The sequence below is a fragment of the Streptomyces sp. 3211.6 genome (assembly GCF_003634815.1).
Classification (GTDB): Bacteria; Actinomycetota; Actinomycetes; order Streptomycetales; family Streptomycetaceae; genus Streptomyces; species Streptomyces katrae_A.
This window is the reverse complement of sequence record NZ_RBXC01000001.1, coordinates 5216534-5241101: the sequence shown is the minus strand read 5'-3', so window position 1 is coordinate 5241101 and position 24568 is coordinate 5216534. Positions and strand designations below refer to the sequence as shown.

The 24568-nt window shown below is 74.7% G+C and carries 18 protein-coding genes; 4 read left to right on the top strand and 14 right to left on the bottom strand.

Translation table 11 applies throughout. The features are described 5' to 3' along the window. Window positions 1-4 precede the first annotated feature (4 nt). The 3 genes from BX286_RS24375 to BX286_RS24365 all read right to left on the bottom strand — a co-directional run bounded on the left by BX286_RS24375 (window position 5) and on the right by BX286_RS24365 (window position 3249). Entirely contained in the window at window positions 5-685 is a 681-nt protein-coding gene (locus BX286_RS24375; protein ID WP_079431943.1) for an AIM24 family protein, read from the bottom strand. Between the two features lie 29 nt (window positions 686-714). Beyond that, window positions 715-2436: a TerD family protein gene (locus tag BX286_RS24370; protein WP_121016309.1), complete on the bottom strand. Its 1722-nt coding sequence runs from the start codon at window positions 2434-2436 to the stop codon at window positions 715-717. Window positions 2437-2604: 168 nt separating this feature from the next. Further along, complete coding sequence (locus BX286_RS24365; RefSeq protein ID WP_260337994.1) at window positions 2605-3249, bottom strand: M48 family metallopeptidase; 645 nt, start codon at window positions 3247-3249, stop codon at window positions 2605-2607. Window positions 3250-3375: 126 nt separating this feature from the next. On the opposite strand from BX286_RS24365, the gene BX286_RS24360 reads away from it, so the two are divergent. After that, window positions 3376-4485, top strand: coding sequence for a ThiF family adenylyltransferase (locus BX286_RS24360; RefSeq protein ID WP_079429673.1), 1110 nt, complete (start codon window positions 3376-3378; stop codon window positions 4483-4485). A 136-nt stretch (window positions 4486-4621) separates the two neighbouring features. After that, window positions 4622-5950: an AarF/ABC1/UbiB kinase family protein gene (locus BX286_RS24355; RefSeq protein ID WP_079429672.1), complete on the top strand. Its 1329-nt coding sequence runs from the start codon at window positions 4622-4624 to the stop codon at window positions 5948-5950. Window positions 5951-5959: 9 nt separating this feature from the next. Here the strand turns inward: BX286_RS24355 and BX286_RS24350 are convergent, their stop codons facing one another. From BX286_RS24350 to BX286_RS24330, 5 genes are all read right to left on the bottom strand, one after another. Beyond that, complete coding sequence (locus tag BX286_RS24350) at window positions 5960-6169, bottom strand: hypothetical protein (RefSeq protein ID WP_079429671.1); 210 nt, start codon at window positions 6167-6169, stop codon at window positions 5960-5962. A gap of 166 nt (window positions 6170-6335) precedes the next feature. Beyond that, window positions 6336-6668, bottom strand: a complete 333-nt coding sequence (locus tag BX286_RS24345; RefSeq protein ID WP_079429670.1) for a hypothetical protein — start codon at window positions 6666-6668, stop codon at window positions 6336-6338. Continuing rightward, a complete protein-coding gene (locus BX286_RS24340; protein WP_045949159.1) occupies window positions 6665-7036 on the bottom strand; it encodes a WhiB family transcriptional regulator in 372 nt (123 codons plus the stop codon). The genes BX286_RS24345 and BX286_RS24340 overlap by 4 nt, the downstream gene beginning before the upstream one ends. Before the next feature lie 183 nt (window positions 7037-7219). Continuing rightward, the gene (locus tag BX286_RS24335) at window positions 7220-7540 is read right to left on the bottom strand and encodes a hypothetical protein (RefSeq protein ID WP_100862912.1); all 321 of its coding nucleotides are present in this window, start codon (window positions 7538-7540) and stop codon (window positions 7220-7222) included. Window positions 7541-7707: 167 nt separating this feature from the next. After that, a complete protein-coding gene (locus BX286_RS24330; RefSeq protein ID WP_187344185.1) occupies window positions 7708-9885 on the bottom strand; it encodes an ATP-dependent DNA helicase UvrD2 in 2178 nt (725 codons plus the stop codon). A gap of 172 nt (window positions 9886-10057) precedes the next feature. On the opposite strand from BX286_RS24330, the gene BX286_RS24325 reads away from it, so the two are divergent. Further along, entirely contained in the window at window positions 10058-10318 is a 261-nt protein-coding gene (locus BX286_RS24325) for a mycoredoxin (RefSeq protein WP_045949161.1), read from the top strand. A 68-nt stretch (window positions 10319-10386) separates the two neighbouring features. Here the strand turns inward: BX286_RS24325 and nudC are convergent, their stop codons facing one another. The 5 genes from nudC to BX286_RS24300 form a co-directional block, all read right to left on the bottom strand. Further along, complete coding sequence (gene nudC / locus BX286_RS24320; RefSeq protein WP_079429668.1) at window positions 10387-11328, bottom strand: NAD(+) diphosphatase; 942 nt, start codon at window positions 11326-11328, stop codon at window positions 10387-10389. A gap of 48 nt (window positions 11329-11376) precedes the next feature. Next, entirely contained in the window at window positions 11377-12813 is a 1437-nt protein-coding gene (locus tag BX286_RS24315; protein ID WP_079429667.1) for a dipeptidase, read from the bottom strand. Window positions 12814-12823: 10 nt separating this feature from the next. Continuing rightward, complete coding sequence (locus BX286_RS24310) at window positions 12824-16891, bottom strand: ATP-dependent DNA helicase (RefSeq protein ID WP_121016306.1); 4068 nt, start codon at window positions 16889-16891, stop codon at window positions 12824-12826. A gap of 43 nt (window positions 16892-16934) precedes the next feature. Next, window positions 16935-20654 carry an ATP-dependent DNA helicase gene (locus BX286_RS24305; protein ID WP_398898803.1) on the bottom strand — a complete coding sequence of 1240 codons (3720 nt, stop codon included), beginning with the start codon at window positions 20652-20654 and terminating at the stop codon, window positions 16935-16937. A 204-nt stretch (window positions 20655-20858) separates the two neighbouring features. Beyond that, on the bottom strand, window positions 20859-21215 hold the full coding sequence (locus BX286_RS24300; protein WP_237293097.1) for an MGMT family protein: 357 nt from the start codon (window positions 21213-21215) through the stop codon (window positions 20859-20861). Between the two features lie 110 nt (window positions 21216-21325). Between BX286_RS24300 and BX286_RS24295 the strand changes: the two genes are divergently transcribed. Continuing rightward, a complete protein-coding gene (locus tag BX286_RS24295; RefSeq protein ID WP_100862917.1) occupies window positions 21326-24160 on the top strand; it encodes a lysylphosphatidylglycerol synthase transmembrane domain-containing protein in 2835 nt (944 codons plus the stop codon). A gap of 167 nt (window positions 24161-24327) precedes the next feature. On the opposite strand, the gene BX286_RS24290 is transcribed toward BX286_RS24295, so the two are convergent. Next, a complete protein-coding gene (locus BX286_RS24290) occupies window positions 24328-24504 on the bottom strand; it encodes a YwiC-like family protein (RefSeq protein ID WP_107438306.1) in 177 nt (58 codons plus the stop codon). Between the last annotated feature and the right edge of the window lie 64 nt (window positions 24505-24568).

The following is a 24568-nucleotide window of genomic DNA, read 5'->3' as shown; positions in this document are numbered from 1 at the left end:
CCCCTCAGCCCCGGGTCCGGAGCCGGTCGGTGCTGTCCTCGCTGGGCTGTACGACGACGATGCCCTGGCCGGAGAAGGCCATCTGGTAGGCCTCCCCGCTGCCCCGGCCGATCATCGACGAGGCCTTGAAGCTGCGCTTCCCCTTGACCTTGAGGTTCGGGGACCAGGCGACGAGCGCGTCCGGGTCGACGTACGTCTCGTCCTCGCCGCGGCCGCAGTCGACGACGATCGGGGTGCCGCGGGAGGTGATGGCCACCCATCCGGTGCCGGAGACCTGGACGTTGAACAGGCCCTGGCCGGCGAACTTCGCCATGCCCTTGACCCGCTCGACGCCCCACTGGAGGTGGGCGTCGAAGGCGAGCAGGTTGGTGCCGTTGACGGAGAGGGCGTCGTTGTCGAGGTTGATGCAGACCACGTCGGCGCCGTAGTCGGCGAGGTAGAGCAGCCCGTCGCCGGTGCACTTCATCAGCGGGGCGCCTTCGCCGGTGAGCCACTGGGAGGCCATCTGGCGGACGGCGGGCGGGTTGGGTTCGTACTGGACGAAGCCCTCGTAGGCGACCATCGAGCCGGTGCGGGCGAAGAGGTCCTGGCCGCTCTGCATGGCGACCTTGAGCATCGCGCGGCCGTGGTTCTCCATGCGGGCCGTGACGGGGGTGGGGGCGTAGCCCGCGAGCTGCTGGTTCATGGGGTTCATGGCGTTCATGTCGGGCTCCCTCAGACCTCGTACGGCTGGACGACGATGAAGTTCCCGGGGGCACCGCGGAACTGGAGGTTGACGGTCTCCCCGCTGTGGCCGGGGTAGGCGTTGCGGCGCAGCCGGACCTGGCTGGAAACGATCACCTGGGAAGCCGCGGACCAGGCCACGATGGCATTGCTGTCGGCGAAGGTGGTCGGGGTGACGGGCAGGACGACGGGGGTGCCGTGCGTCTTGACGATCACGGTGCCGGTGCCCTGGAAGAGCATGGTGAACAGGGCGCCGCCGGGGATGCCGTGGCCCTCGATGCGGCGGACCTCGTGGTGGAGGGACTCGTCGAAGGCGAGGACGTTCTCGGAGTTGACGCAGATGCCGTCGCCCTGGAGCTCGATGGCGTGCAGGTGGGCGCCGTTCTCCGCGAGGAAGACCTGGCCGCGGCCGGTGCAGCGCATCAGCTGCATCTCCTGGCCGGTGGCGTTGCCGACGATGCGGCCGGCGAAGCCCGCGCCCTTGTAGCCGAAGTCGACCTTGCCCTGGTAGAGGACCATGCTGCCCTGGCGGGCGAGGACGGGCTGGCCGCCGCCCGCCGCCAGGTCGACCCGCATCATCTGGTGGTTCTGCGCGGTCCAGCGGGCGCCCGTGGGGGCTTCCTTGTACAGCTGGAGCGCGGCGGCGAGGCCCGCTCCGGCCTGCGGGGCCGCCTGGCCGCCGTAGGGGGCGGGGGGCTGCTGGCCGTACGGGGGCTGCTGGTAGCCCTGGTGCGGGGGGTAACCCTGCTGCTGGGGCGGGACCTGGCCGCCGTAGGAGGGCTGGGGCGGCTGGCCGTAGGGGGCCGGGGCCGGTCCCGGGGGCGGGACCTGGGCGCCGTACGCGTGCTGCTGCGGCTGCCGGCCGCCGCCGTACGAGGGCGGGCCGGGCTGCTGCGGCGGGTGCGGGGGCTGGCCGTAGGGGGTCGCGGGGGCGGGCGGGGTCAGCGGGCCGACCATGGTGGGGGCCGAGTGCACCGCCGCCGGGGCCGGGGCCGGGGGCTGCTGCTGGGGCTGCTGCGGCGGGGCGTACGGGGCGGGGGCGGGCGGCTGCTGCTGGTGGACCGGGGCGCCATAGGACGGGGCGGGGGCGGGCGGCGCCGGGGCGGCGGCCTGGGGCGGCGGGGCGAACCCGGGGGCGGCGGCCTGCGGCTGGGCCGGGACCGGGGCCTGCTGCTGGGGCTCCTCCTCGGCGACCTCGCCGCCGAAGTTCTCCAGCAGCGCGGCGAGCCCGCCGTCGAAGCCCTGGCCGACGGCGGCGAAGCGCCACACGTCCTTGCGGTAGAAGTCGCCGATCATCAGGGCGCGCTCGGTGCTGAACTCCGAGCCCGTGAAGGAGTACCGGACGACTTCCTCGCCGCCCGCCACGATCCGGATGTAGCCGGGGCCGATCTGCGACATCTGCCCGTCGCCGTCGAGGCTGGCGGTGAAGGAGAGCCGGTGGATGGACGCGGGCACGTGGTCCAGGGTCACCCGGAAGGACTCGGTGTCCCCGGCCTGCGCGCCGAGCAGCTGGACGGACTCCTCGGGCGACTTCGGCTGGTTGTAGAAGACGAAGTAGCGGTCGTCCGACAGGCGTTCGTCGGCGTCGAGGCCGAAGCAGCTGATGTCGAAGGTCAGTCCGGGCCCGGCGATCTGGACGCCCACGTACAGATCGGTACCCGCCGTCAGGTCACTGATCCTGGCCTTGTGGCCGCGTTGGAATTCCCTGGCCATACGTCCGACCGTCCCCCGTCCCGAGTGTGAGTGCGCGGCTGCTCGCCTGCCTGATGGTGTGCCGCCGGATGCGTGCCCGCGGTTGTGTGCCGCTCAGGCTAACGGCTCCCGGCGACATCCGGGCAAGCCGGTACCGACCCGGTACATATCGCGCCCGGCGCGGGGCGTTCATTCCTCGCGGGCGGCCGGAATCCTGGGCAGCCGCTCCGCCGCGACCACTCCCTCGAGGAAGCCACGGGCCCGCTCGGTCCTCGGGTAGGCCTCCAGCAGCTCCCAGAAGCGGGGGCCGTGGCCGGGGACGAGCAGGTGCGCCAGCTCGTGCAGGAGCACGTAGTCGACCACGTACTCCGGCATCCCCTGGAGCCGGTGGGAGAGCCGGATGCTGCCTTCGGCGGGGGTGCAGGAACCCCAGCGGGTGTTCTGGTTGGTGACCCAGCGGACCGAACGGGGACGGGCGCGGCCGCTGAGGTACTGCTCGGACAAACGCGCGGCGCGTTCGGTGAGTTCCGTGTCGCCGAGGGTGCGTTTGCTCTCCTGGGCGGCGAGCTTGTCGAGCATGACGCCCACCCAGCGCCGCTCCTCCGCCTCGGACATCCGGGCAGGGATCAGCACGACCGTCCGGTCACCCTCGCGGTAGGCGGAGACGGTCCTGCGGCGGCGCGCGCTCCGGCGTACTTCGACGGCGTGCGGGGATGGGTCGGCGGACACGCCTCGACGGTACCCGGTCGCCGCGGCGGAAGTCCCGCACGTCCGCGCTTCGAACGAGATCCCTCGGGATCCCTGCTCGGCCCCCTCCGAGAACGCCCCTTCCATTCATCCCATATGCCTAATACCCCTTGCCTGTGGACAAGTCTCCGCACTCCTTGCGACGGGCGGGCATCGTGACGGAGGAGGCCGGGGAAGCGGCCGCGGACGGTACGGGGAAACGAGGAGGCGGCGATGTATCCGAAGGTGAAGCCCGCGCTGGCACGGGCATGGCGGGACCTGCAGACGGTGCAGTTCGGGGTGACCCCGGCGCATGCAGTGGTGCTCGGCCCGGTGGACACGGCCACCGGATCCCTGATCGACCGGATCGACGGGACGCGCGGCATGGAGCTGCTGCGGGCGGAGGCCCGCGGGATGGGGCTGCCGGAGGGTCAGGCGGACGGGCTGGTCCGGCGGCTCGCGGGGGCCGGACTGCTCGACGACGCCACGGCGGGAGGGCCCCGCGCCCAGGCCGTGCGGAGCCGCCCGGAGGCGCTGGAGCGGCTCGGCCCCGATCTGGGCTCGCTGTCCCTGGTGCACCCGGAGCCCGGGGGTGACTTACGGGGCGTCGCGGCCCGCCGGGCCATACGGGTCCGGGTGCGCGGGAGCGGCCGGGTGGGGGCGCTGGTCGCCGCCGTGCTGGCGGGAGCCGGGGTGGGCCGGGTCGAGGTGCTGGACGGGGGCCGGGTGGAGCCGGCCGATGTGGCACCGGGCGGGCTGGGCCCGGGGAGCGTGGGCCGGCTGCGGGCCGAGGCGGCGCGGGCCCTCGTGCGGGAGTCGGCCCCGGGGCGGGCCCCGCGGGAGGGCGACCCCGAGGGGCCGGGGCCGGAGATCGCGCTGGTGGTGGTCGCGCCCCGGGACGGCCTCCAGGCGTGGGCGCCCGATCCGGCGACGGCCGCCGACTGGGTGGCGACGGGCACCCCGCACCTGTACGCGGGGGTGCTGGAGGGGACGGGGCTGGTCGGGCCGCTGGTGCTGCCGGGGGTGACGGCCTGCGCCGGGTGCATGGAGCGCGAGCGCGTCGACCGGGACCCGGCCTGGCCGCGGATGCTGGTCCAGTGGCGGTCGGCTCACCGGCGCCGGGACCGGGCCGCCTGCGACCTGGGGCTCTCCACGGCGGTGGCCGGCCTGGCCGCGGCCCACACCCTGGCCTTCCTCGACGGACGCCTGCCGGCCTCCACCGGCTCCCGCTGGGAGGCCGCCCTGCCGGCGCTGCACTGGGAGCGCTCGGGGCTGACCCCCCATCCGGACTGCCCGTGCGGGGCGGCCGTGCCGGCTCCGGAGTCCGGGGCGGTGCTCTCGTGAGCGGCCTGACTCCCGCCGGATCCGGGGCGGGTGCCCCAGTCCGGTGGGTGGGACGGCCATGGCAGGATGCGTTGGGGGCCGAGGCGCGCTCCGAACCGCCGCTCGCGGCACAGCAGTCTGGGAACTGGAGGGGCGTATGTCTGATCTTCCCCGGAAGGCGGTCACCCGTACGGTCAAGCTGGCCGCGCTGCCGCTCGGTATCGCGGGGCGGGCCACGTGGGGGCTGGGCAAGCGGATCGGCGGGAAGTCCGCCGAGATCGTGGCCCGTGAGCTCCAGCAGCGCACCGCCGAGCAGCTGTTCCGCACGCTCGGTGAGCTCAAGGGGGGTGCCATGAAGTTCGGGCAGGCCCTCTCGGTGTTCGAGTCGGCGCTTCCCGAGGAGGTCGTCGGGCCCTACCGGGCGGCGCTGACCAAGCTTCAGGAGGCGGCTCCTGCGCTGCCGGCGGCGCGGGTTCACCAGGTGCTGGCGGAGCGGCTCGGCGAGGACTGGCGCGAGCTGTTCGAGGAGTTCGAGGACAAGCCGGCCGCGGCCGCCTCGATCGGGCAGGTGCACCGGGCCGTGTGGCACGACGGGCGGCAGGTGGCGGTCAAGGTCCAGTACCCGGGGGCCGGGGAGGCGCTGCTGTCGGACCTCAAGCAGCTGGGCCGGTTCGCCGGGCTGCTGGGTCCGCTGATCCCGGGCATGGACGTCAAGCCGCTGATCACCGAGCTGCGCGACCGGGTCACCGAGGAGCTGGACTACGAGCTGGAGGCCGAGGCGCAGCGCACCCACGCCGACGCCTTCGGCGGGGACGAGGACGTGGTCGTCCCGGACGTGGTGCACCAGGGCGACCAGGTGCTGGTGACCGAGTGGCTGGAGGGCACCCCGCTGTCGGAGGTCATAGCCGACGGCACGCAGGAGGAGCGTGACCGCGCCGGCCAGCTGCTGACCCGGTTCCTCTTCTCCGGTCCCGCGCGCACCGGGCTGCTGCACGCCGATCCGCACCCGGGGAACTTCCGGCTCATGGCCGGGGCGGACGGCCGGATGCGGCTGGGCGTGCTGGACTTCGGCACGGTGGACCGGCTGCCCGGCGGCTGGCCCAAGCCGATCGGCCGGTCGCTGCGGATGACCCTGGAGGGGGACGCCGAGGGGGTCTACGGGCACCTGTGCGCCGAGGGGTTCGTGAAGGAGTCCATCGAACTCGACCCGGACGCGGTGCTCGACTACCTCAAGCCGATCATCGAGCCGGCCGAGGCCGACGCGTTCACCTTCACCCGGTCGTGGCTGCGCGGGCAGGCCACGCGGATCGCCGATCCCCGCTCCCCCGCCCACCAGTTGGGACGGCAGATCAACCTGCCGCCGTCCTACCTGCTGATCCACCGGGTGACGCTGAGCACCATCGGGGTGCTGTGCCAGCTGGGTGCGACGGTGCGGCTGCGCGACGAACTCGACGCCTGGCTGCCCGGGTTCGCGTCCGAGGGCTGAGCCTGCGGGTCACCACCAGGAGGAGTCGAGGCGGCCTTCGATCGCGCGGAGGTTGGCGCGCGCGCAGTCGACGCAGAAGTACTGTCTGGTCCCGTTCTCCACCGAACAGGTCCAGGTGGGCGGGGCACCGTTCGGGGAGCGGGCGCCGCAGCGCGCGCAGACGACGGACTGGTCCTCGGGTCCCGGCTTGGCGGGGTGGGGAGTCGGCTGGTCCACCACCAGACGATATCCCCGGGGTGCCGTACCCGGCTCCGCAACGCACCGGAGGGACCGGTCCGTTCGGACCGGTCCCTCCGGAGGTACCGTCGCCGGCCCGGTGGGGCCGGCGACGGCGGGGTTCACGCCGCACTGGTGTGGGGCCGGGTTCCGGCTCCGTGCGGGGCCGTCAGTGCATGACGGCCATGGCCAGCGCGCGCCGGGCGCGCAGCGAGACGCGCTCGGCCTTGCGCTGCATGCGCCGGGCGGCGACCAGGCGCACGGCGTGACGCTGGGCGTCCACCTCGCGCAGCCGGTCGTCCATATGCGCACGGGCCAGGGCTTCTGGGATGAGTTGCATTTCGCGGGTCCTGTTCTGACGCGAGGTGATCGCGCCGGTGGTGATGAAGTCTGCGGTGGCGGAGCCGTGCGGCTGCTCGCTGGTGTTGGTGTGGGGGGACATGGGGGCCTGCTTCAAGGGGTCGTGCGTCAGGGGGCGGTCGATGGTTCCGGTGGCGGTCATGCCGCAGCAACCGGGTTCTTGCGCGGGCGGCCACGGGGCCGCTTGCGGGCCACGACCACGCCCTGGACGAAGAGCTCTCCGCCCCAGACGCCCCAGGGCTCGCGGCGCTCCTTGGCGCCGGCGAGGCAGGCCTCGACCAGCGGGCAGGTGCCGCAGAGGGACTTGGCGTACTCGACGTCCGCCGGGGACTCGGCGAAGAAGACCTCGGGGTCGAAGGTCCGGCACGGTACGGGGACGCCGAGGTTCTCGATGGCGTCGTCGAGCGCGGTGAGCGCGGTGAGGGGGGTCAAGGCGGGGTCCTCCGGGACTGCGGGCGGGGAGATCGTTTGGGTCTGCGGTGCGGACGGGGCGTGCGCTTCGAGTTGCACGGTTGTCTCTTCCTCGTCTTGTTCGGTTAGTCGTTCCGGCCGGTCGGCCGGGTGGCGGCTGTTACCTGGTCCTGCCAGTCCCGAGGCCCCTTCGCTCCGTCGTCCCCGTTCGGGGACAAACAGAAGGGCCGCGGATCCCGGGTGGGGTTCCGCGGCCCTGAAGGCGCCGGCCTGATCATGCGATCAGGCTGGATCACTCCAGGGTTCGAGCCCACGGAAGGCCCACATCAGGTGGTTCTGCTGCTGCGTCGTCTGCGTCTGGGATCCGGCACCGGCTGCGGCCGCGAAGTCATAGGCGCCATGCGCCTGCTGGGCTCCCGCTACTGCCACCAGTGCCTTGGTCGGTCGTTCAATGCGCTCGCTGACCGGAAGGGTCGCCAGCAGGGCGGGCTTGTCGGCGGAAATCGCGGACAGACCGGTGCCCCGGAGGGAGACGGAACCGAGCAGGCAGGAAGCGGCAACCGAGCGATCGGTCATTTTGGTGAAGGTCATGAAGCTGGTCACTGGTCTCGCCTCCTCTCGGCGTCTCGGGGATCCGGCCCGGGGGCCTGTCCCATGCGTATTCGGATAAGTACAGCACGGATCCGGGGCTTCGGAGAAGCCACCGTTTCCGTTGCTAAGAACCTATGGGGATTGGCTGGGCATGTGCAAACTATTTTTCCGACGAGTTTCTACGCGTCGTCAGGATCCTCACCCGCAGGCTCCTGGCCTGCGCAGATGGCGAGGACGTCCGCCCCGTAGCGGTCGAGCTTGCGGCCGCCGACTCCAGAGATCATCGAGAGCTCGCCCGGCTCGGTGGGCGCGGCCTCCGCGATGGCCATCAGCGTCTTGTCCGTGAAGACGCAGTAGGCGGGCAGTCCCTGGAGCTTCGACTGGCCGGCCCGCCACTCGCGCAGCCGCTCGTAGAGGCCCTCGTCCATGTCCGAGGGGCAGTCCCCGCAGCGCATCAGTTTGATGTCCCCGGCCTCCGTCAGGGTCCGGCCGCAGACCCGGCACAGCACCGGCCCGCGGCTGCCGCGTCTGCGGGCCCCGCGCTCGCCCTGGGCTCCCGCCCGCGCCGCGGGGGCCGCGGAGCCAGGCCGCAGGCCGTTCAGGAAGCGGCTGGGGCGTCGGGAGGCCCGGCCCCCCGGAGCCCGCGAGAGGGCCCAGGAGAGCGCCAGGTGCAGCCGCGCCCGGGTGACCCCGACGTAGAGGAGCCGGCGCTCCTCCTCGACCTGCTCGTCGGTCTTGGCGTACGTGATCGGCATCATGCCGTCGGTGAGGCCCACGAGGAACACGGCGTCCCACTCCAGGCCCTTCGCGGCATGCAGCGAGGCGAGGGTGACGCCCTGGACGGTCGGCGCGTGCTGTGCGGCCTTGCGCTCCTCCAGCTCGACGGTGAGCTCGGCCAGGCCGGCGCCGGGCCTGCTGCGGGCGAAGTCCTCGGCGAGGCGGACCAGCGCGGCCAGCGACTCCCACTGGTCGCGCACGGCGCCCGAGCCGGCGGGCGGCTCGGCGGTCCAGCCGGTGGAGCTGAGCACGGCCCGGACCTGGGAGCCCAGCTCCACGACGTCGTCGAGGAGCGGGTCGTTGCCGGCGGAGCGGGCGGCTCCGCGCAGGGCGAGGACCGCCTTCTGGACCTCGGCCCGCTCGAAGAAGCGCTCGGCGCCGCGCAACTGGTAGGGGACGCCGGCGTCGGCGAGGGCCTGCTCGTAGACCTCGGACTGGGCGTTGATGCGGTAGAGCACGGCGATCTCGCCGGCCGGGACCCCGGCGGCGATCAGGTCGCGGACCCGGCGGGCGACGCCCTCGGCCTCGGCGGGCTCGTCGGGGTACTCGGCGTAGACCGGGTCGGGTCCGGGCTCGCGCTGGGAGACCAGCTCGAGCCGGTGGTCCGCGGCGCGGCCCTTGGCCTGGCCGAGCAGGCCGTTGGCGAGGTGGACCACCTGGGGGGTGGAGCGGTAGTCGCGGACCAGCTTGACCACGGTGGCCTGCGGGTAGCGGGTGCGGAAGTCCAGCAGGTGGTCGGGGGTGGCGCCGGTGAAGGAGTAGATGGTCTGGCTGGCGTCGCCGACGACGCAGAGGTTGTCGCGCTCGCCCAGCCACAGCTCCAGCAGCCTCTGCTGGAGGGGGCTGACGTCCTGGTACTCGTCCACCACGAAGTGCTGGTACTGGGCGCGGATCTGCTCGGCGATGTCGTGCCGGTCCTGGAGGATGCCGACGGTCAGGAGCAGCACGTCCTCGAAGTCGATCATCCCCCGGTCGCGCTTGAGCTGCTCGTAGGTGCTGTAGATCTGGGCGATCTCGGCCGCGTCCCGGGGGGCCTCACGGCCCGCCTTGAGGGCGGCTGCCGGGTAGTCGGCGGGGACGGTCTGGGTGACCTTGGCCCATTCGATCTCGCCGGTGACGTCGCGCAGCTCGCCCCGGTCGAGGCGGACGCGGCAGCGCGCTCCGGCCTCGGCCACGAACTGGATCTTGCGTTCGAGGAGGCGGGGGACGTCACCGCCGATGGCCCGGGGCCAGAAGTACTGGAGCTGGCGCAGGGCGGCGGAGTGGAAGGTACGGGCCTGGACCCCGCCGGCGCCCAGGGCGCGCAGCCGGCCGCGCATCTCGCCGGCGGCCCGGTTGGTGAAGGTGACGGCGAGCACGCTGGCGGGCATGAGCTGCCCGGACTGGACCCCGTAGGCGATCCGGTGGGTGATCGCGCGGGTCTTGCCGGTACCGGCTCCGGCCAGCACGCACACCGGGCCGCGCAGGGTCGTGGCGACCTCGCGCTGCTCCGGGTCGAGGCCCTGGAGCACGGCGTCGGCTCCGGCCGCGCCGGTACCCGGGCCGGCCGGGAAGGAGGGGGAGTGCGTTGCTGCTGTCACCCCGCCATGCTGCCAGGTCGGGTGGGGCGGGCGGGAAATCCGTCCACAGGCCCGGTCGGTTTGTCGGATGGGTCATACCGGGCGGGGGCCGGGAATGGCCGGGGGGCGGCGTACGTTCGTGTACTCGGACCGGGCGGGACTCCGGTCCCCCAGACCTCACAGAGGAGCGAGCATGCAGGACACGGGCACGGTCACGATGTACAGCACCACCTGGTGCGGCTACTGCCGCCGGCTGAAGACGCAGCTGGACCGGGAAGGCATCGCGTACAACGAGATCAACATCGAGCTCGACCCCGAGTCCGCCAAGTTCGTGGAGCAGGCCAACGGCGGCAACCAGACCGTCCCGACCGTGCTCGTGAAGTCCTCCGCCGGCAACGAGTCCGTGATGACGAACCCGAGCCTCGCGCAGGTCAAGCAGGCCCTGGCCGTCTGACCTCCGGGCACGGAGCACGCGCGGAAGGCCCCCGCCCAGGCGGGGGCCTTCCGCGCGTGTGACGAACGTTACGGCGCGGGCTTGGGCAGCGGCCGGCCGTACCAGAGCTCGACGAGGCGGGCCGCGATGGAGATCCCCGACGGCGGGAGGACCGCGCCGGACTCGAACGCCTCGGCCAGCTCCTCCCGGGAGAACCAGCGGGCCTCCTGGATCTCCTCGCCGTCGACCGTGATCTCGGAGCTGACGGCCCGGGCGTTGAAGCCCAGCATCAGGCTGGACGGGAAGGGCCAGGGCTGGCTGGCGACGTACTCGACCGCGCCGATGCGCACGCCCGCCTCCTCCCACACCTCGCGGACCACGGCCTGCTCTATCGACTCGCCCGGCTCCACGAACCCGGCCAGCGTGGAGAAGCGGCCCTCCGGCCAGTGCACCTGACGGCCCAGCAGCGCACGGTCCTGCTCGTCGGTGACCAGCATGATCACCGCCGGGTCGGTGCGCGGGTAGTGCTCGGCGCCGCAGCCCGGGCAGCGGCGGATGTGCCCGGCGGCCGCGACCACGGTGCGCTCGCCGCAGCGGGAGCAGAAGCGGTGCATGCGCTGCCAGTTCTCCAGGGCGACCGCGTGCACCATCAGCCCGGCGTCGCGCGGGGACAGCAGCAGCCCGGCTTCGCGGAGCCCGGCGGGGCGGGCCGACTGGTCCATGCGGCCGGGCAGCGAGTCCTTCTGCAGCGCGAAGTACCGTACGCCGTCCTCGTCGGTGCCCAGGAAGTAGCGGTGGGTCTCGGTGACCGGGGCCTCGAAGGCCGGGGTCATCACGATGCCGGTGCCGCCGTCGGGGGTGTCGTCGATCAGCACCTGGCCGCCGGAGACGACGAAGACGCGGGTCGTCGGGTGGCTCCAGGCGGCGGCGAGCCAGGCCTCGTCGAGGCGGTGGTGCGCGGCGCGGTCTATGTCGCTGGGCGCGGTGAGCGACAGTGCGCGCTCGGTGTGCGTGCTCACAGGTACTTCCAACTCCCCCGGTGGATGGGACAAGGCAGGCGTACGGACGTGGGTGTGCGGTCAGGCGGTGGCGGCGGCCGCGACGGGCGCGGGCGGGGCCCAGTTCTCGGCGAGGTCGCCCCACAGATGGGCGGCGGTCTCGACGCCCTTGAGGAGCAGGTCCAGCTCGACCTTCTCGTTCGGGGAGTGCCAGCCGTCGGACGGGACGGAGATGCCGAGGAACAGGACCGGGGCGTCCAGGACGTCCTGGAGGTCGGCCGCCGGGCCCGAGCCGCCCTCGCGGGTGAAGCGGACCTGCTGCCCGAAGGCCCGGCCCATGGCGCGGACGACGGACTGCAGGGCGGGGTGGTCCAGCGGGGTCAGGCAGGGGCGGGTGGGCGCGCCGAAGGTGATGGAGTGGCGGATCCCGGCCGGGACCCGGGCCGCGACCCAGTCCCGTACGGCGGCCTCGACCTCGTACGGGTCCTGCCCCGAGACCAGCCGGAACGACAGCTTCAGGTGGGCGGAGGCGGGCACGATCGTCTTGCCGCCGGGGCCCTGGTAGCCGCCGCCGATGCCGTTGACCTCGGCGGTCGGGCGGGCCCAGACGCGCTCCAGGGTGGAGTAGCCGGCCTCGCCGGCGGCGGCGTGGGACTTGGCCGTGCGCAGCCACTCGGCCTCGTCGAAGGGCAGCTCGGAGATCAGCCGGCGTTCGGCGTCGGTGAGCTCGGCGATGCCGTCGTAGAAGCCGGGGATGGTGACCCGTTCGTCCGCGTCGTGCAGGGCCGCGACGAGGCGGGCGGCGACGGTGGCCGGGTTGGGCACGGCGCCGCCGAAGGCGCCCGAGTGGATGTCCTGGTCGGGGCCGTGGAAGTCGATCTCGCAGTCGGCGACGCCGCGCATGCCGGTGCAGACGGTGGGGGTGGTCTCGGACCACATGCCGGTGTCGGAGACGATCACGACGTCGGCGGCGAGCTCGGCGGCGCGGGCCTCGACGAGCGCGCGGAAGTTCGGGGAGCCGGACTCCTCCTCGCCCTCGATGAGGAGCTTGAGGTGCACGGCGGGGGCCTCGGCGCCGGTGGCGGCGAGGTGGGCGCGCACGCCCAGGGTGTGGAAGAAGACCTGCCCCTTGTCGTCGGCCGCGCCGCGCCCGTACATCCGGCCGTCCTTGACGACGGGCTCGAAGGGCTCGGTGTGCCAGCCGTCGGCGAGGGCGGCGGGCTGGACGTCGTGGTGGCCGTAGACGAGGACGGTGGGGGCGGCCGGGTCGGCGGCGGGCCAGTGGGCGAAGACGGCGGGGGCCCCGGTGCCCGCGGCGGTCTCCCAGACCTCGGCGACCGGGAAGCCGGTCTCCTTGAGCTTCGCGGCGAGCCATTCGGCGCTGCGGCGTACGTCGCCCGCGTGCTCGGGCTGGGCCGAGACGGACGGGATGCGCAGCCACTCGGCGAGGTCGTCGAGGAAGGCCGCGCGGTGGGTGTCGATGTACGTGCGGACGACGTTGTCCGGGGTTTCGCTCATGGCCACGAGCCTAGCCGTCCGCCTGCCGGGCGCCGTCCGTGCCCGTTTTGCCTCGGAGGATCCGCTCAAGACGCTCGCGTCCGGGCAGGTCACGGGGGCGGATGACGCGGCCGCTGCGGACGTGGAGGAAGGCGGCGCCGACCCGTTCGAGGGGGGTACCGGTGGCTTCCGCCCAGGCCAGGCGGTAGACGGCGAGCTGGAGGGGGTCGGCCTGGGTGCTGCGGCCGGTCTTCCAGTCGACGACCTCCCACGAGCCGTCGGGGTTGCGGTAGACGGCGTCGATCCGGCCGCGGATGACGCGGCCGGCGAGGGTGAGCTGGACGGGCGCCTCCATCCGGTACGGGGTGCGCTCGGCGTACTCGCTGCGCTCGAAGGCGGCCTTGAGGGCCTCCAGGTCGGCGCTGTCGGCGATCTCCTGGTCGGTGCCGGGGAGGTCGGCGGCGGGGTCGAGGACGTCGAGGTGGGGCAGGGGGAGGGCGTCGAAGCGGGACTCGACCCAGGCGTGGAAGCGGGTGCCCTGGCGGGCTGCGGGCTGCGGGGGCTTGGGCATGGGGCGGGCGAGGTCGCGCACGAAGGCCTGCTCGTCGGCGGCGAGGCGCAGGAGTTCGCTCGCGGAGAGGGCTCCGGGCAGCTCCACGTCCCGGACGGCGGCGCGGGCGCGCAGCAGCTCGCCCTCCAGGGCGTCGAGGTCGCGGTCCCAGGAGGCGATGGTGCGGGCCTCCTCGGGGGTGAGGGGGCCCTGGTCGGGCCGGGTTCCGGGTGCGGCGGTGCCGGCGGGTGTCTGCCGCGCCGGGCCGGGGACGTACGGCCTCCCCTGCCGGGCTCCGGCTCGGGCTCGGGCTCGGGCTCCTGCTCGGGTGGCCTCACCGGCCCAGAGGTCGTCGTCCGGGACGGCGCCACGGGGGGCGGCCGGGGCGGGGGCGGCCGGGTACGGCTGCCCCTGGCCGGCGGCGGCTGCGGGCTGGGCGGCTTCGCCGGCCCAGAGGTCGTCCGTGGGGTCGGCGGCGGGCCGGTGCGGGGTCGCGCGGTCGGCGGGCTCCGGCGGGAGGGAGTTCTCCCCCACCCCGCCCCTTCCCGAAACCGGGGCTCCGCCCCGGACCCCGTCCGGGCCGTTCCCGGCTGCGCCGGGGCGGGCCGCCGGGGCTTCGCCCCACGGGTCCACGGGCACGGCTCCGCCCGCCCACGTGCCGTCGCCCGCGCGGGGCGCGGGCACGGCCCGTCCGTCCGGTGCCTCGCCCCACGGATCCGTGGGCACGGCTTCGCCGGCCCACAGGTCGTCGCCCCCGCCGGCCGCGCCGGTGCCGTCGACGGGGACGGGAACGGCCTCGCCCGCCCACAGGTCGTCCGGCGCGCCGGGCGCATCGATGCCTTCGGCAGGGACGGGCACGGCTTCGCCGGCCCACAGGTCGTCGCCCCCGCCGGCCGCGCCGGTGCCGTCGGCGGGGACGGGGACGGACTCGTCCGGCTGCTGGGGGGCTGGCGGGGCGGGTTCGTAGTCGTAGGAGGGGTCCTCGCAGTCGGGGGGCCAGAGGTACTCGGCGGGCGTCTGCGGGGCGGTGTTCAGATGGGCCTCCACCAGGGCCGCCGCCGCGCGGCGGAGGGTGAGGGAGGCCGGGTCCAGGGGCAGGGGCCAGGAGGAGTCCCGGGAGGACTCCGCAGACAGGGCCGGGTTCTCGGCGTCGGGGGCCGGGGCCTCCGCCCAGGCTTCGATCTCGCCGTGGCCCGCCGCGCAGTGGTCGTGGAGGGCCTGGAGGAAGGACGAGGGGCCCCGGCGGCGCTTCTGCGTGGGGCCCCACCAGTGGCCGGAGGCGAGGAGGAGGGAGCGGGGGCGGGTGAAGGTGACGTAGCCGAGGCGCAGCTCCTCCGTCTCCTTGTGGGACTTCAGGGCCGCCTTGAAGGACTTCAGGCCCGCCGAGGTCCACTCCGGGCCGGCCGGGAGGGTCGCGGAGTCGCCGCGCAGGGCGTACGGGAGGACCTTCGGGTACGAGGTCCAGGCCTCCGGGGCCTTCTCCTTCGGGAAGGAGCCCGCGCACAGGTCGGGGACGACCACCACGTCCCACTCCAGGCCCTTGGACTTGTGCGCCGTCAGGACCTTGACCGTGTTCTCCCCGCCGGGCAGGGCGTGGTCGAGGCCCTTCTCGTACTGGGCGGCCGTGCGCAGGAAGCCCAGGAAGGCCAGCAGGGTGGCCTCGCCGTCGAGCGCGGCGAAGCCCGCCGCGACGTCCAGGAAGTGGGACAGGGTCTCGCGGCGGCGGGCCGCGAGGGCATGCGGGGAGGCGGAGAGCTCCACGTCCAGGCCCGTGGTGGACAGGACCCGGTGCAGGACGTCCATCAGCGGGTCGGAGAGGGAGCGGCGCAGGTCGCGGAGCTCCTGGGCCAGGTGGGCGAAGCGGACCCGGGCGGCCGGGGAGAACGGGAGGTCCGCCGCCGCCGAGCCGTCCAGGAAGGTTTCCAGGGCGTCGGCCAGGGAGACGACCTCGGCCGGGTCGACGCCCTCGACCGCGGCGGCGAGGCGCCCGTCGGGGCCGTCGGAGGCTCCGGGACGGGCCACCAGCTGCCGGGCCAGGCGCCCGAGCAGGGCCAGGTCCCGGGCGCCGATCCGCCAGCGCGGGCCGATGAGGAGGCGGACCAGGGCGGCGTTGGCGCCGGGATCCTGGAGCACTTCGCAGACCGAGACCAGGTCGGCGACCTCGGGCAGGTGCAGGAGGCCGGAGAGGCCGACGACCTCCACGGGGACGTCCCGGGCGACGAGGACCGCCTGGATGCTCGCGAAGTCGGCGGCCGAGCGGCACAGGACGGCGATCTCGCCCGGTTCCGTCCCCGTGCGCACCAGGTGCGCGACGGAGTCGCCGAGCCACTCCAGTTCCTCGGCGTGCGTGGCCAGCAGGGCGCAGCGCACCAGGCCGTCGCGTTCCGCGCCCGGGGCGGGGCGCAGGGCCTCGACGCCCTCGTGCATGGCGCGCAGCGGGGCGGCGAGGCCGTTGGCCAGGTCGAGCAGGCGGCCGCCGCTGCGCCGGTTCTCGCTGAGGGAGAGGCGGGTCGCGGGCGTGCCGTCGGCGTGCGGGAAGTGCTCGGGGAAGTCGTCGAGGTTGGCGACGGACGCGCCGCGCCAGCCGTAGATGGCCTGGCAGGGGTCGCCGACGGCGGTCACGGCGTGTCCCGTGCCCCCTCCGAAGAGGCCGGACAGCAGGAGCCGCTGGGCGACGGAGGTGTCCTGGTACTCGTCGAGGAGGACGACGCGGAACTCCTCGCGCAGCAGCGCGCCGACCTCGGGGCGGGTGGTGGCGAGCCGCGCGGAGAGGGCTATCTGGTCGCCGAAGTCGAACAGGTCGCGGGAGCGCTTGGCCTCGCGGTAGCGGACGACGAGCTCCAGCAGCTCCAGGCGGCCGCGGACGGCCTCGGGGGCCTTGCGCAGGTCCTCGTTGGTGAGCTGGGTGCCGGCGAGGACGCCGAGGAGTTCCGTGTCGTACGCGCGCAGCTCCGCCGGTTCGACCAGGTGCTCGGAGAGCTCCCCGTCGAGCGCGAGGAGGTCGCTGACCAGGTCGGGGACGGACTTGGTGAGGGCGGGGTAGGGGCCGGGGGCCTCGCGGAGCACCTTCGCGGCGAGCTGGAAGCGGGTGGCGTCGGCGAGGAGGCGGGCGCTGGGTTCCAGGCCGATGCGCAGGCCGTGGTCCTTGAGGAGCTGGCCGGCGAAGGCGTGGTAGGTGGAGATGCGGGGCTCGCCGCCGGCCGCCGCGCCGGCGGCGGCGCCGGCGTCGGCCGGGGAAGGGTCGGGGTCGGTGATGCCGGCCCGCGCGAGGGCTTTGCGTACGCGTTCGGCCAGTTCGCCGGCGGCCTTGTTGGTGAAGGTCAGGCCGAGGACCTGTTCGGGGGCGACGGCGCCGGTGCCGACGAGCCAGACGACGCGGGCGGCCATCACGGTGGTCTTGCCGGAGCCGGCGCCCGCGACGATGACCTGCGGGGCGGGCGGGGCGGTGACACAGGCCAGCTGTTCGGGCGTGAAGGGGATCCCGAGGAGCTCCTTGAGCTGCTCGGGATCGTCGAGGACGGGGGCGCGCCCGGACGCGTACGCGGTCACCTCAAAAGGCTAGCCGCCCCCGCCGACACTCCCGGCCGCCGTCTCATTCCACGGTCTGGCGGCCCTCGGGGAGGGCGCTGCAGGAGCTGCGGAAGGAGCAGCGCTTGCAGTGTTCACCGGTGGCGGGTGCGAAGCGTTCGTCCAGGACGCGGCCCGCGGCGGTGGCGAGGAGGTCGCCGACCCACTCGCCGGAGCTGCCGGGGGACAGCGCCTCCTGGGCCTGGATCTTCGGGACCTCGTCGCCGCCGTCGCGCTTGGCGGCGCCCTGGCGCAGCTGGACGAGTTCGGCGCCGCCGGGTTCGGGGCGGCGGCCGTCGAAGACCTCGTCGACGGCGCCCTCGCGGACGGCGAGCTGGTAGACGGCGAGCTGGGGGTGGCGGGCGACCTCGTCGCGGGTGGGGGCGCCCTTGCCGGTCTTGAAGTCGACGACGTACGCGCGGCCCTGCGGGTCGGCCTCGACGCGGTCCATGGAGCCGCGGATGCGGACGGCGTACTCGCCGGCGTCGAGGGTGACGTCGAAGTCGTGCTCGGTGGCGACGGCGGTGCGGCCGCCGCGGTCGGTGGTGTGCCAGCGCAGGAAGCGTTCCAGGGCGGCGCGGGCGTTGTCCTTCTCCTGGCGGGACTTCCAGGGCGCGTCGAAGGCGAGGGCGTCCCAGACGGAGTCGAGGCGTTCCATCAGGACGGCGAGGTCGGCGGGGGTTCGGCCGGAGGCGACCTCGTCGGCGAGGACGTGGACGACGTTGCCGAAGCCCTGGGCGGCGGTGGAGGGGGCGTCGGCCTTGACCTCGCGGCCGAGGAACCACTGGAGGGAGCAGGTGTTGGCGAGCTGCTCCAGGGAGCTGGGCGAGAGGTTCAGCGCGCGGTCGCGGTCGCGGAGGGGGACGGCGGAGGCGGTGGGCTCGTACAGGCCCCACCAGCGCTGCGGGTGCGCGGCGGGGACCAGGGGGCGGTCCTCGTCGTCGGTGAGCGCGGCGAGCCGGGCGAGGCGCCGGGCGGCGGCGTCGCGCAGCGCGGGCGAGGCGTCGGGGTCGACGGTGGTGGCGCGGAGTTCGGCGACGAGGGCCGGCACGGCGAGGGGGCGGCGGGGGCGGCCGGTGACGTCCTTGGGGGTGACGCCGAGTTCGGTGAGGAAGCGGGAGGGCTGGTCGCCGTCCTCGGCGGGGGCCTTGACGGCGGTGACGACGAGGCGGTGGCGGGCGCGGGTGGCGGCCACGTAGAACAGCCTGCGCTCCTCCGCGAGGAGGGCTCCGGGGGTGAGGGGTTCGGCGAGGCCGTCGCGGCCGATGCGGTCGGCTTCGAGGAGGGAGCCGCGGCGGCGCAGGTCGGGCCAGAGCCCTTCCTGGACCCCGGCGACGACGACGAGGCCCCACTCCAGGCCCTTGGAGCGGTGGGCGGTCATGAGGCGGACGGCGTCGGAGCGGACCGTCTTGCCGGTGAGGGTGTCGGCGGCGATGTCCTCGGCCTCGAGCTGTTCGAGGAAGTTGAGCGCGCCTCGGCCGCCGGTGCGTTCCTCGGCGCGGGCGGCGTTGTCGAAGAGGGCGCAGACGGCGTCGAGGTCCCGGTCGGCGTTGCGGCCGGCGGGGCCGCCGCGGCGGGCCTGGCGTTCGAGGCGCTGCGGCCAGGGGGTGCCGTCCCAGAGGGCCCAGAGGGCTTCTTCGGCGGTGCCGCCGCCCTGGAGGAGCTCGCGGGTCTTGCGCAGGAGCAGGCCGAGGCGCTGCGCGCCGCGGGCGTAGGCGGGGTCGTGCGCGGTGAGCCGCTCGGGCTCGGCGAGGGCGCGGGCCAGCAGCACGTCGGAGGGCGCGGGGACGGCGACCCCGGCGGCCCGCTCCTCGTCCCGCAGGGCCCGCCCGAGGCGGCGCAGGTCTGCGGCGTCCATGCCGCCGAGCGGCGAGGAGAGCAGCTCGACGGCGTCGGCGACCCCGACCCACCCTTCGCCTCCGGCGGTCAGCGGATCCGGGGCGGCCTCGGCGGCGGTGGCGGTGCCCGTGAGGAGGTCCCGCCCACCCGCCCCGAACTCGCGAGCGGGCTCGCGCACGTCGGCGGCGCCTGCGGCACCCGCCTCCGGCGGGGCCTCCCCGCCCGGGGCGGCCAGGCCCGCCCCGGCAGACCCGGACCCGGCCAGGTCCGGTCCGGCGGAGGCCGACCCGTCGGCGGGCGCGGCGGCCGGCACGGAACCGTCAGGGTCCTCGCCCGGCACGGTCGCGGCCAGGTCCGGTACGGCGGAGGCCGACCCGTCGGCGGGCGCGGCGCCCGGCCCGGAACCGTCAGGGTCCTCGCCCGGCACGGTCGCGGCCAGGTCCGGTACGGCGAAGGCCGACCCGTCGGCGGGCGCGGCGCCCGGCCCGGAACCGTCAGGGTCCTCGCCCGGCACGGAACCGGCCGGGGCTGCGGTCGGCGCGGTGGTGGGCGGGGCCGGGGTGGTGGCGGCCGTTGCCGTGAGGCGGAGGGCTGTCAGGAGGGGGGTGAGGGCCGGTTCGTGGCGGAGGGGGGTGGTCGTGGCGTCCGTTTCCGCCGGGACGCCCGCCGCGATCAGGGCGCGGCGCATCGCCGGGAGGGTGCGGCCGCCCGAGCGGACCAGGACGGCCATGTCCTGCCAGGGGACGCCGTCCTCCAGGTGGGCCCGGCGCAGGACGTCGGCGATGTTGTCCAGTTCGGCCCCGGCGGTGGGGTACGTGAACACCTCCACGCTGCCGCCCTCCCGTACGGGCTTCAGGTCGCGGTGGGCCCGTACCGCGGCGGCGGGCAGGCGCGGGAGCGGCATGCGGGTGGTGAGCAGGCGGGTGGCGGCCAGGAGGTTCGCTCCCGAGCGGCGGCCCGTCGTCAGGGCGCGGACCTGTGCGCCGGGGAAGGACGTCTCGAAGTCGAGGGTGTTGTTGATGTCGGCGCCCCGGAAGGCGTAGATCGACTGGTCGGGGTCGCCGAAGGCGACCAGCGTCCCCGCCGGGCCGTTCAGCGCGCGCAGCAGCCGCAGCTGGGAGGCGTCCGTGTCCTGGTACTCGTCCACGTAGATCACGTCGTACGAGGAGGAGACGGACGGGGTCTCCTCCGCCAGGAGGACGGCGCGGTGGACCAGCTCGGCGTAGTCCAGCGAGCCCTGGAGGTCCAGGACGTCGAGGTACTCGGAGAGGAAGGCCGCCGCCGCCTTCCAGTCGGGGCGGCCGATGCGGTCGGCGAAGGAGGCGAGGGCGCTGGGCCCCAGGCCCAGCTCGCGGGCGCGGGCCAGGACGGCGCGGACCTCGTCGGCGAAGCCGCGCGTGGTGAGCGCGGCCCGCAGGTCCTCGGGCCAGCGGATGGAGCGGAGCCGGCGCTGGCCCTCCAGCAGGGTGCGGACCATCACGTCCTGCTCCGGTCCGGACAGCAGGCGCAGCGGGTCCGCGAAGAGTTCGTGGTCCTGGTGGGCGCGGACCAGGCCGTAGCAGAAGGAGTGGAAGGTGGTGGCCTGCGGGGCGCGGGCGCCGCCGAGCCGCAGGGCGGCGCGGTCGCGCAGTTCGACGGCCGCCTTCCGGCTGAAGGTGAGGATCAGGATGCGGGCCGGGTCGGTCCCGGCCTCGACGCGGGCGGCGGCCGCCTCGACCAGGGTGGTGGTCTTGCCGGTGCCCGGGCCGGCCAGGACGAGCAGCGGTCCGCCGGTGTGATCAACCACCGCCTGCTGGGCGGCGTCCAGAACAGGGGGGGCCACCTGCCGCGGGCCGGTGCGCACCAGGCGGTACGCGTCGGGCGTACGCGTACGCCGCTCCGAGCGGCCGGGAGAAGAGGTGATCACGTGGGGTGCCGGTCCTGGTGGGTCTGCGGGTGCTGTCAGCGGGGCGGACGGCGCGGGCGCCGGAGCCGAAGAGGCAACGCTACGGCAACCGGGAGGGCCGCCGCAGTCCGTCCGGGCGGGCCCGGACGTCGACGTGCGGGCCCCGCGGGCCGTCCCCCGTACGGGCCTTCGGGTGCCCGTACGGATTCCGGATGGCCGAAGCTGTCAGGTGTGAGCCTCGTCGCCTCCGGCGTCCTCCCCGCGCCCGTCCCAGCGCGCCCTCCGCATCGCCAGCCGGGGCTCGCCGGAGGGGGTCTCGCGCAGCGGGGTGCCCTCGGTCCGGTAGTGCTCCAGGGCGCGCCGCTCGTGCCCGGGCAGGGGTACGCCGTCGGCGCGCACCACCCGCCACCAGGGCACGGCCGCGCCGTACAGGGCCATGACGCGCCCGACTTGGCGGGGTCCGCCCTCGCCGAGCCACTCGGCGACGTCCCCGTAGGTCATCACCCGGCCGGGCGGAATCCGCTCGGCCACCTCCAGTACCCGTTCCGCGTACGCGGGCAGCTCTCCGCTCATTGCGCCCATGGTGCCGGATGCCGCGGACGGCTCGACGGAAGCTTCGGTTCCATACCGGCGCGCACCCTGATGCCCCGCTGGGCCGCCCGGCCGTGCCACCATCTTCCGGGCGGTGACTGGTGATACGTGATCAAGAAGAGACGGAAGTGACGGCGAAGGAGCGGGGTGTGATCCCTCCGGACGGTGCGGGAACGGGCGGGGAAGCCCGCCCGGACAAGGACGCGCCGGACGGGGCTGCCGCACGCCCCGGGGAGCCTGCGCCGGAGCGCGGCGCGGACGCCTCGGGCGCCGCGCCGGGGAAGCCCGTCGGCGACGCGCACGCGCAGCCGCGCCCGCACGACCCGCACCCCGACGACCCGCCGGGCCACACGCCGACGGCGGCCGACACGGTCGAGGGGGACGAGCCGCTGCTCGCCGCCCGCGTGCACCGCCCCTCCGACCTCGTACGGCTCCTCGTCGGGCTCCTCGGCATCGCCGTCGTCCTCGGCATCGCCGCCTTCGCGCACGGCACGACGGTGGGCCTGGAGGCCGACATCAGCAAGGGCACCGGCCAGGCGCCCGACGTGCTGATCAAGGTCGCGGGGCTGGTGTCGAGCATCGCGGTGCTCCTCGTCCCCGTCGCCTTCGCCATCGAACGGCTGATCAAACGCGACGGGCTGCGCATCGCCGACGGCGTCCTCGCCGCCGTCCTCGCGCACGGGGTCACCCTCGCCACCGACCTGTGGGTCTCCCAGGGCGCCCCGGAGACCATCCAGGACGCCCTGACCCGCTCCGCCGGCGGCGGCGCCCTCACCGACCCGGTGCACGGCTACCTCGCGCCGGTGATCGCGTACATGACGGCCGTCGGGATGACGCGGCGGCCGCGCTGGCGGGTCGCGCTGTGGGTGGTGCTGCTGCTGGACGCCTTCGCGATGCTGGTCAGCGGGTACACCACACCCTTCTCGATCATCCTGACCGTGCTGATCGGCTGGAGCGTCGCGTACGGGACCCTGTACGCGGTCGGCTCGCCGAACGTCCGCCCCACCGGGCAGCACCTCCTCGCCGGGCTGCGCCGCGTCGGCTTCCAGCCGGTCAGCGCGATGCGCGCGGAGGCCCCCGAAGGGGACGCCGCCGAGACCGGCGACCGGGGCCGGCGCTACCACGTCACGCTGGAGGACGGGCCCCCGCTGGACGTCACCGTCGTGGACCGCGAGCAGCAGGCGCAGGGGTTCTTCTACCGGGTCTGGCGGCGGCTGACCCTGCGCGGGATCACCACCCGGCGCAGCATCCAGTCCCTGCGGCAGGCCCTGGAGCAGGAGGCCCTGCTCGCGTACGCGGCGATCGCGGCCGGGGCGAACGCGCCGAAGCTGATCGCCACGTCCGAGCTGGGCCCGGACGCCGTGATGCTGGTCTACGAGCACCTGGGCGGGCGCACCCTCGACGCCCTTCCCGACGAGGAGATCACCGACGAGCTGAGCCGCAACGCCTGGGAGCAGGTACGGGCCCTGCAGTCGCGCCGGATCGCGCACCGCCGGCTCACGGGGGACGCGCTGGTGGTGGATCGTTCCGGCAAGGTCGTCCTGACCGACCTGCGGGGCGGTGAGATCGCCGCCGGTGACCTGGTGCTGCGGATGGACGTCGCCCAGCTGCTGACCACGCTCGGCCTGCGGGTCGGCGCGGAGCGGTCGGTGGCGTCGGCGGTGTCGGTGCTGGGGCCGGACACGGTCGCGGACTGTCTGCCGCTGCTCCAGCCGATCGCGCTGAGCCGTTCCACCCGGGCGACGCTGCGCCGGCAGGCCCGGGAGCGGGCGGACCGGCAGCGGGAGGCCGTGCTGGAGTCCTCGCGGGCCGCGAAGGCGGCCCGCGAGGCGGCGGCCGGGACGGCGGGAACCTCCGGGACCACCTCGGCGGCGGCGGAGCGCAAGGCGGAGAAGAAGGCGCTGGACGACGCGCTGGAAGGGGCGCGGGAGGAGGACCTGCTGAGCCTGATCCGCAAGCAGGTGCTGCTGATCCGCCCGCAGGCTCCGGTGGAGCCGGCCCGCCTGGAGCGGATCCGGCCGCGGACGCTGGTGTCGTTCATCGCGGGCGCCTTCGGTGCCTACTTCCTGCTCACGCAGCTGGCCCACGTGGACTTCGCGACGATCGTCGGCCAGGCGCAGTGGGGCTGGGTGGGGGCCGCGCTGGCCTTCTCGGCGCTGACGTACGTGGCGGCGGCGATGAGCCTGCTGGGGTTCGTACCGGAGCGGGTGTCGTTCCTGCGGACGGTGATCGCGCAGGTGGCGGGGTCCTTCGTGAAGCTGGTCGCCCCGGCGGCGGTCGGCGGTGTCGCGCTGAACACGCGGTTCCTGCAGCGGGCGGGGGTGCGGCCGGGGCTGGCGGTGGCGAGCGTCGGTGCCTCGCAGCTGTTCGGGCTGGCCAGTCACATCCTGCTGCTGCTGTCGTTCGGCTATCTGACGGGGACCGAGAAGACCCCGGAGATGACCCCGTCGAGGACGGTCATCGCGGGTCTGCTGACGGTCGCGGTGCTGGTGCTGGTCGTCACGGCGGTGCCGTTCCTGCGGAAGTTCGTGGTGACGCGGGTACGGGCGCTGTTCGCCGGTGTGGTGCCGCGCATGCTGGACGTGCTCCAGCGGCCGCAGAAGCTGATGACGGGCATCGGCGGGATGCTGCTGCTGACCGGGTGCTTCGTGATGTGCCTGGACGCGTCGATCCGTGCCTTCGGGGGCGGGGAGGCGCTGAGCTACGCGAGCATCGCGGTGGTCTTCCTGGCGGGCAACGCGCTGGGGTCGGCGGCGCCCACGCCCGGCGGCATCGGTGCGGTGGAGACGACGCTGACGCTGGGGCTGATCGCGGCGGGGCTGGAGAAGGAGGTGGCGATTTCCGCGGTGCTGTTGTTCCGGTTGATGACGTTCTGGCTGCCGGTGCTGCCGGGGTGGGTGTCGTTCAACTTCCTGACGCGGAAGGAAGCCATCTAGCTCCGCCGGGGTGCGGGCTGCCGCTGCGCGGAGCCCTCTCCCCGCCCCGCCCTTCCACGTTCCTCCCCCGCTGCCGCGGGGAGGTGGAGCCGCGCCGCGACCAGGAGCATCCCGCAGGCCGGGACCACCGCCGCCAGGCCGTTGGGCAGGGCCCGCTCCCGGCCCCGTCACGCGTCCCAGGTGTTGACCGCGACGAACGGCAGCGCCGCCGCGGCCGCCAGGAGCAGCCAGGGGTGGAGCAGCGCCAGGGGCAGGGCGCACACCCCCGCCGTCGTCCCGTACACCACCGCCGGAACCCGTGCCGCCGCGCCGAGCGCAGCCCGCGCGCGTGCAGCCGTAGCCACTGCTGCGCGTGGAAGGCGGCCGCGTAGCCGAGCAGCCGGGCCGCGAGGAGTGCCGCGTGCGCCG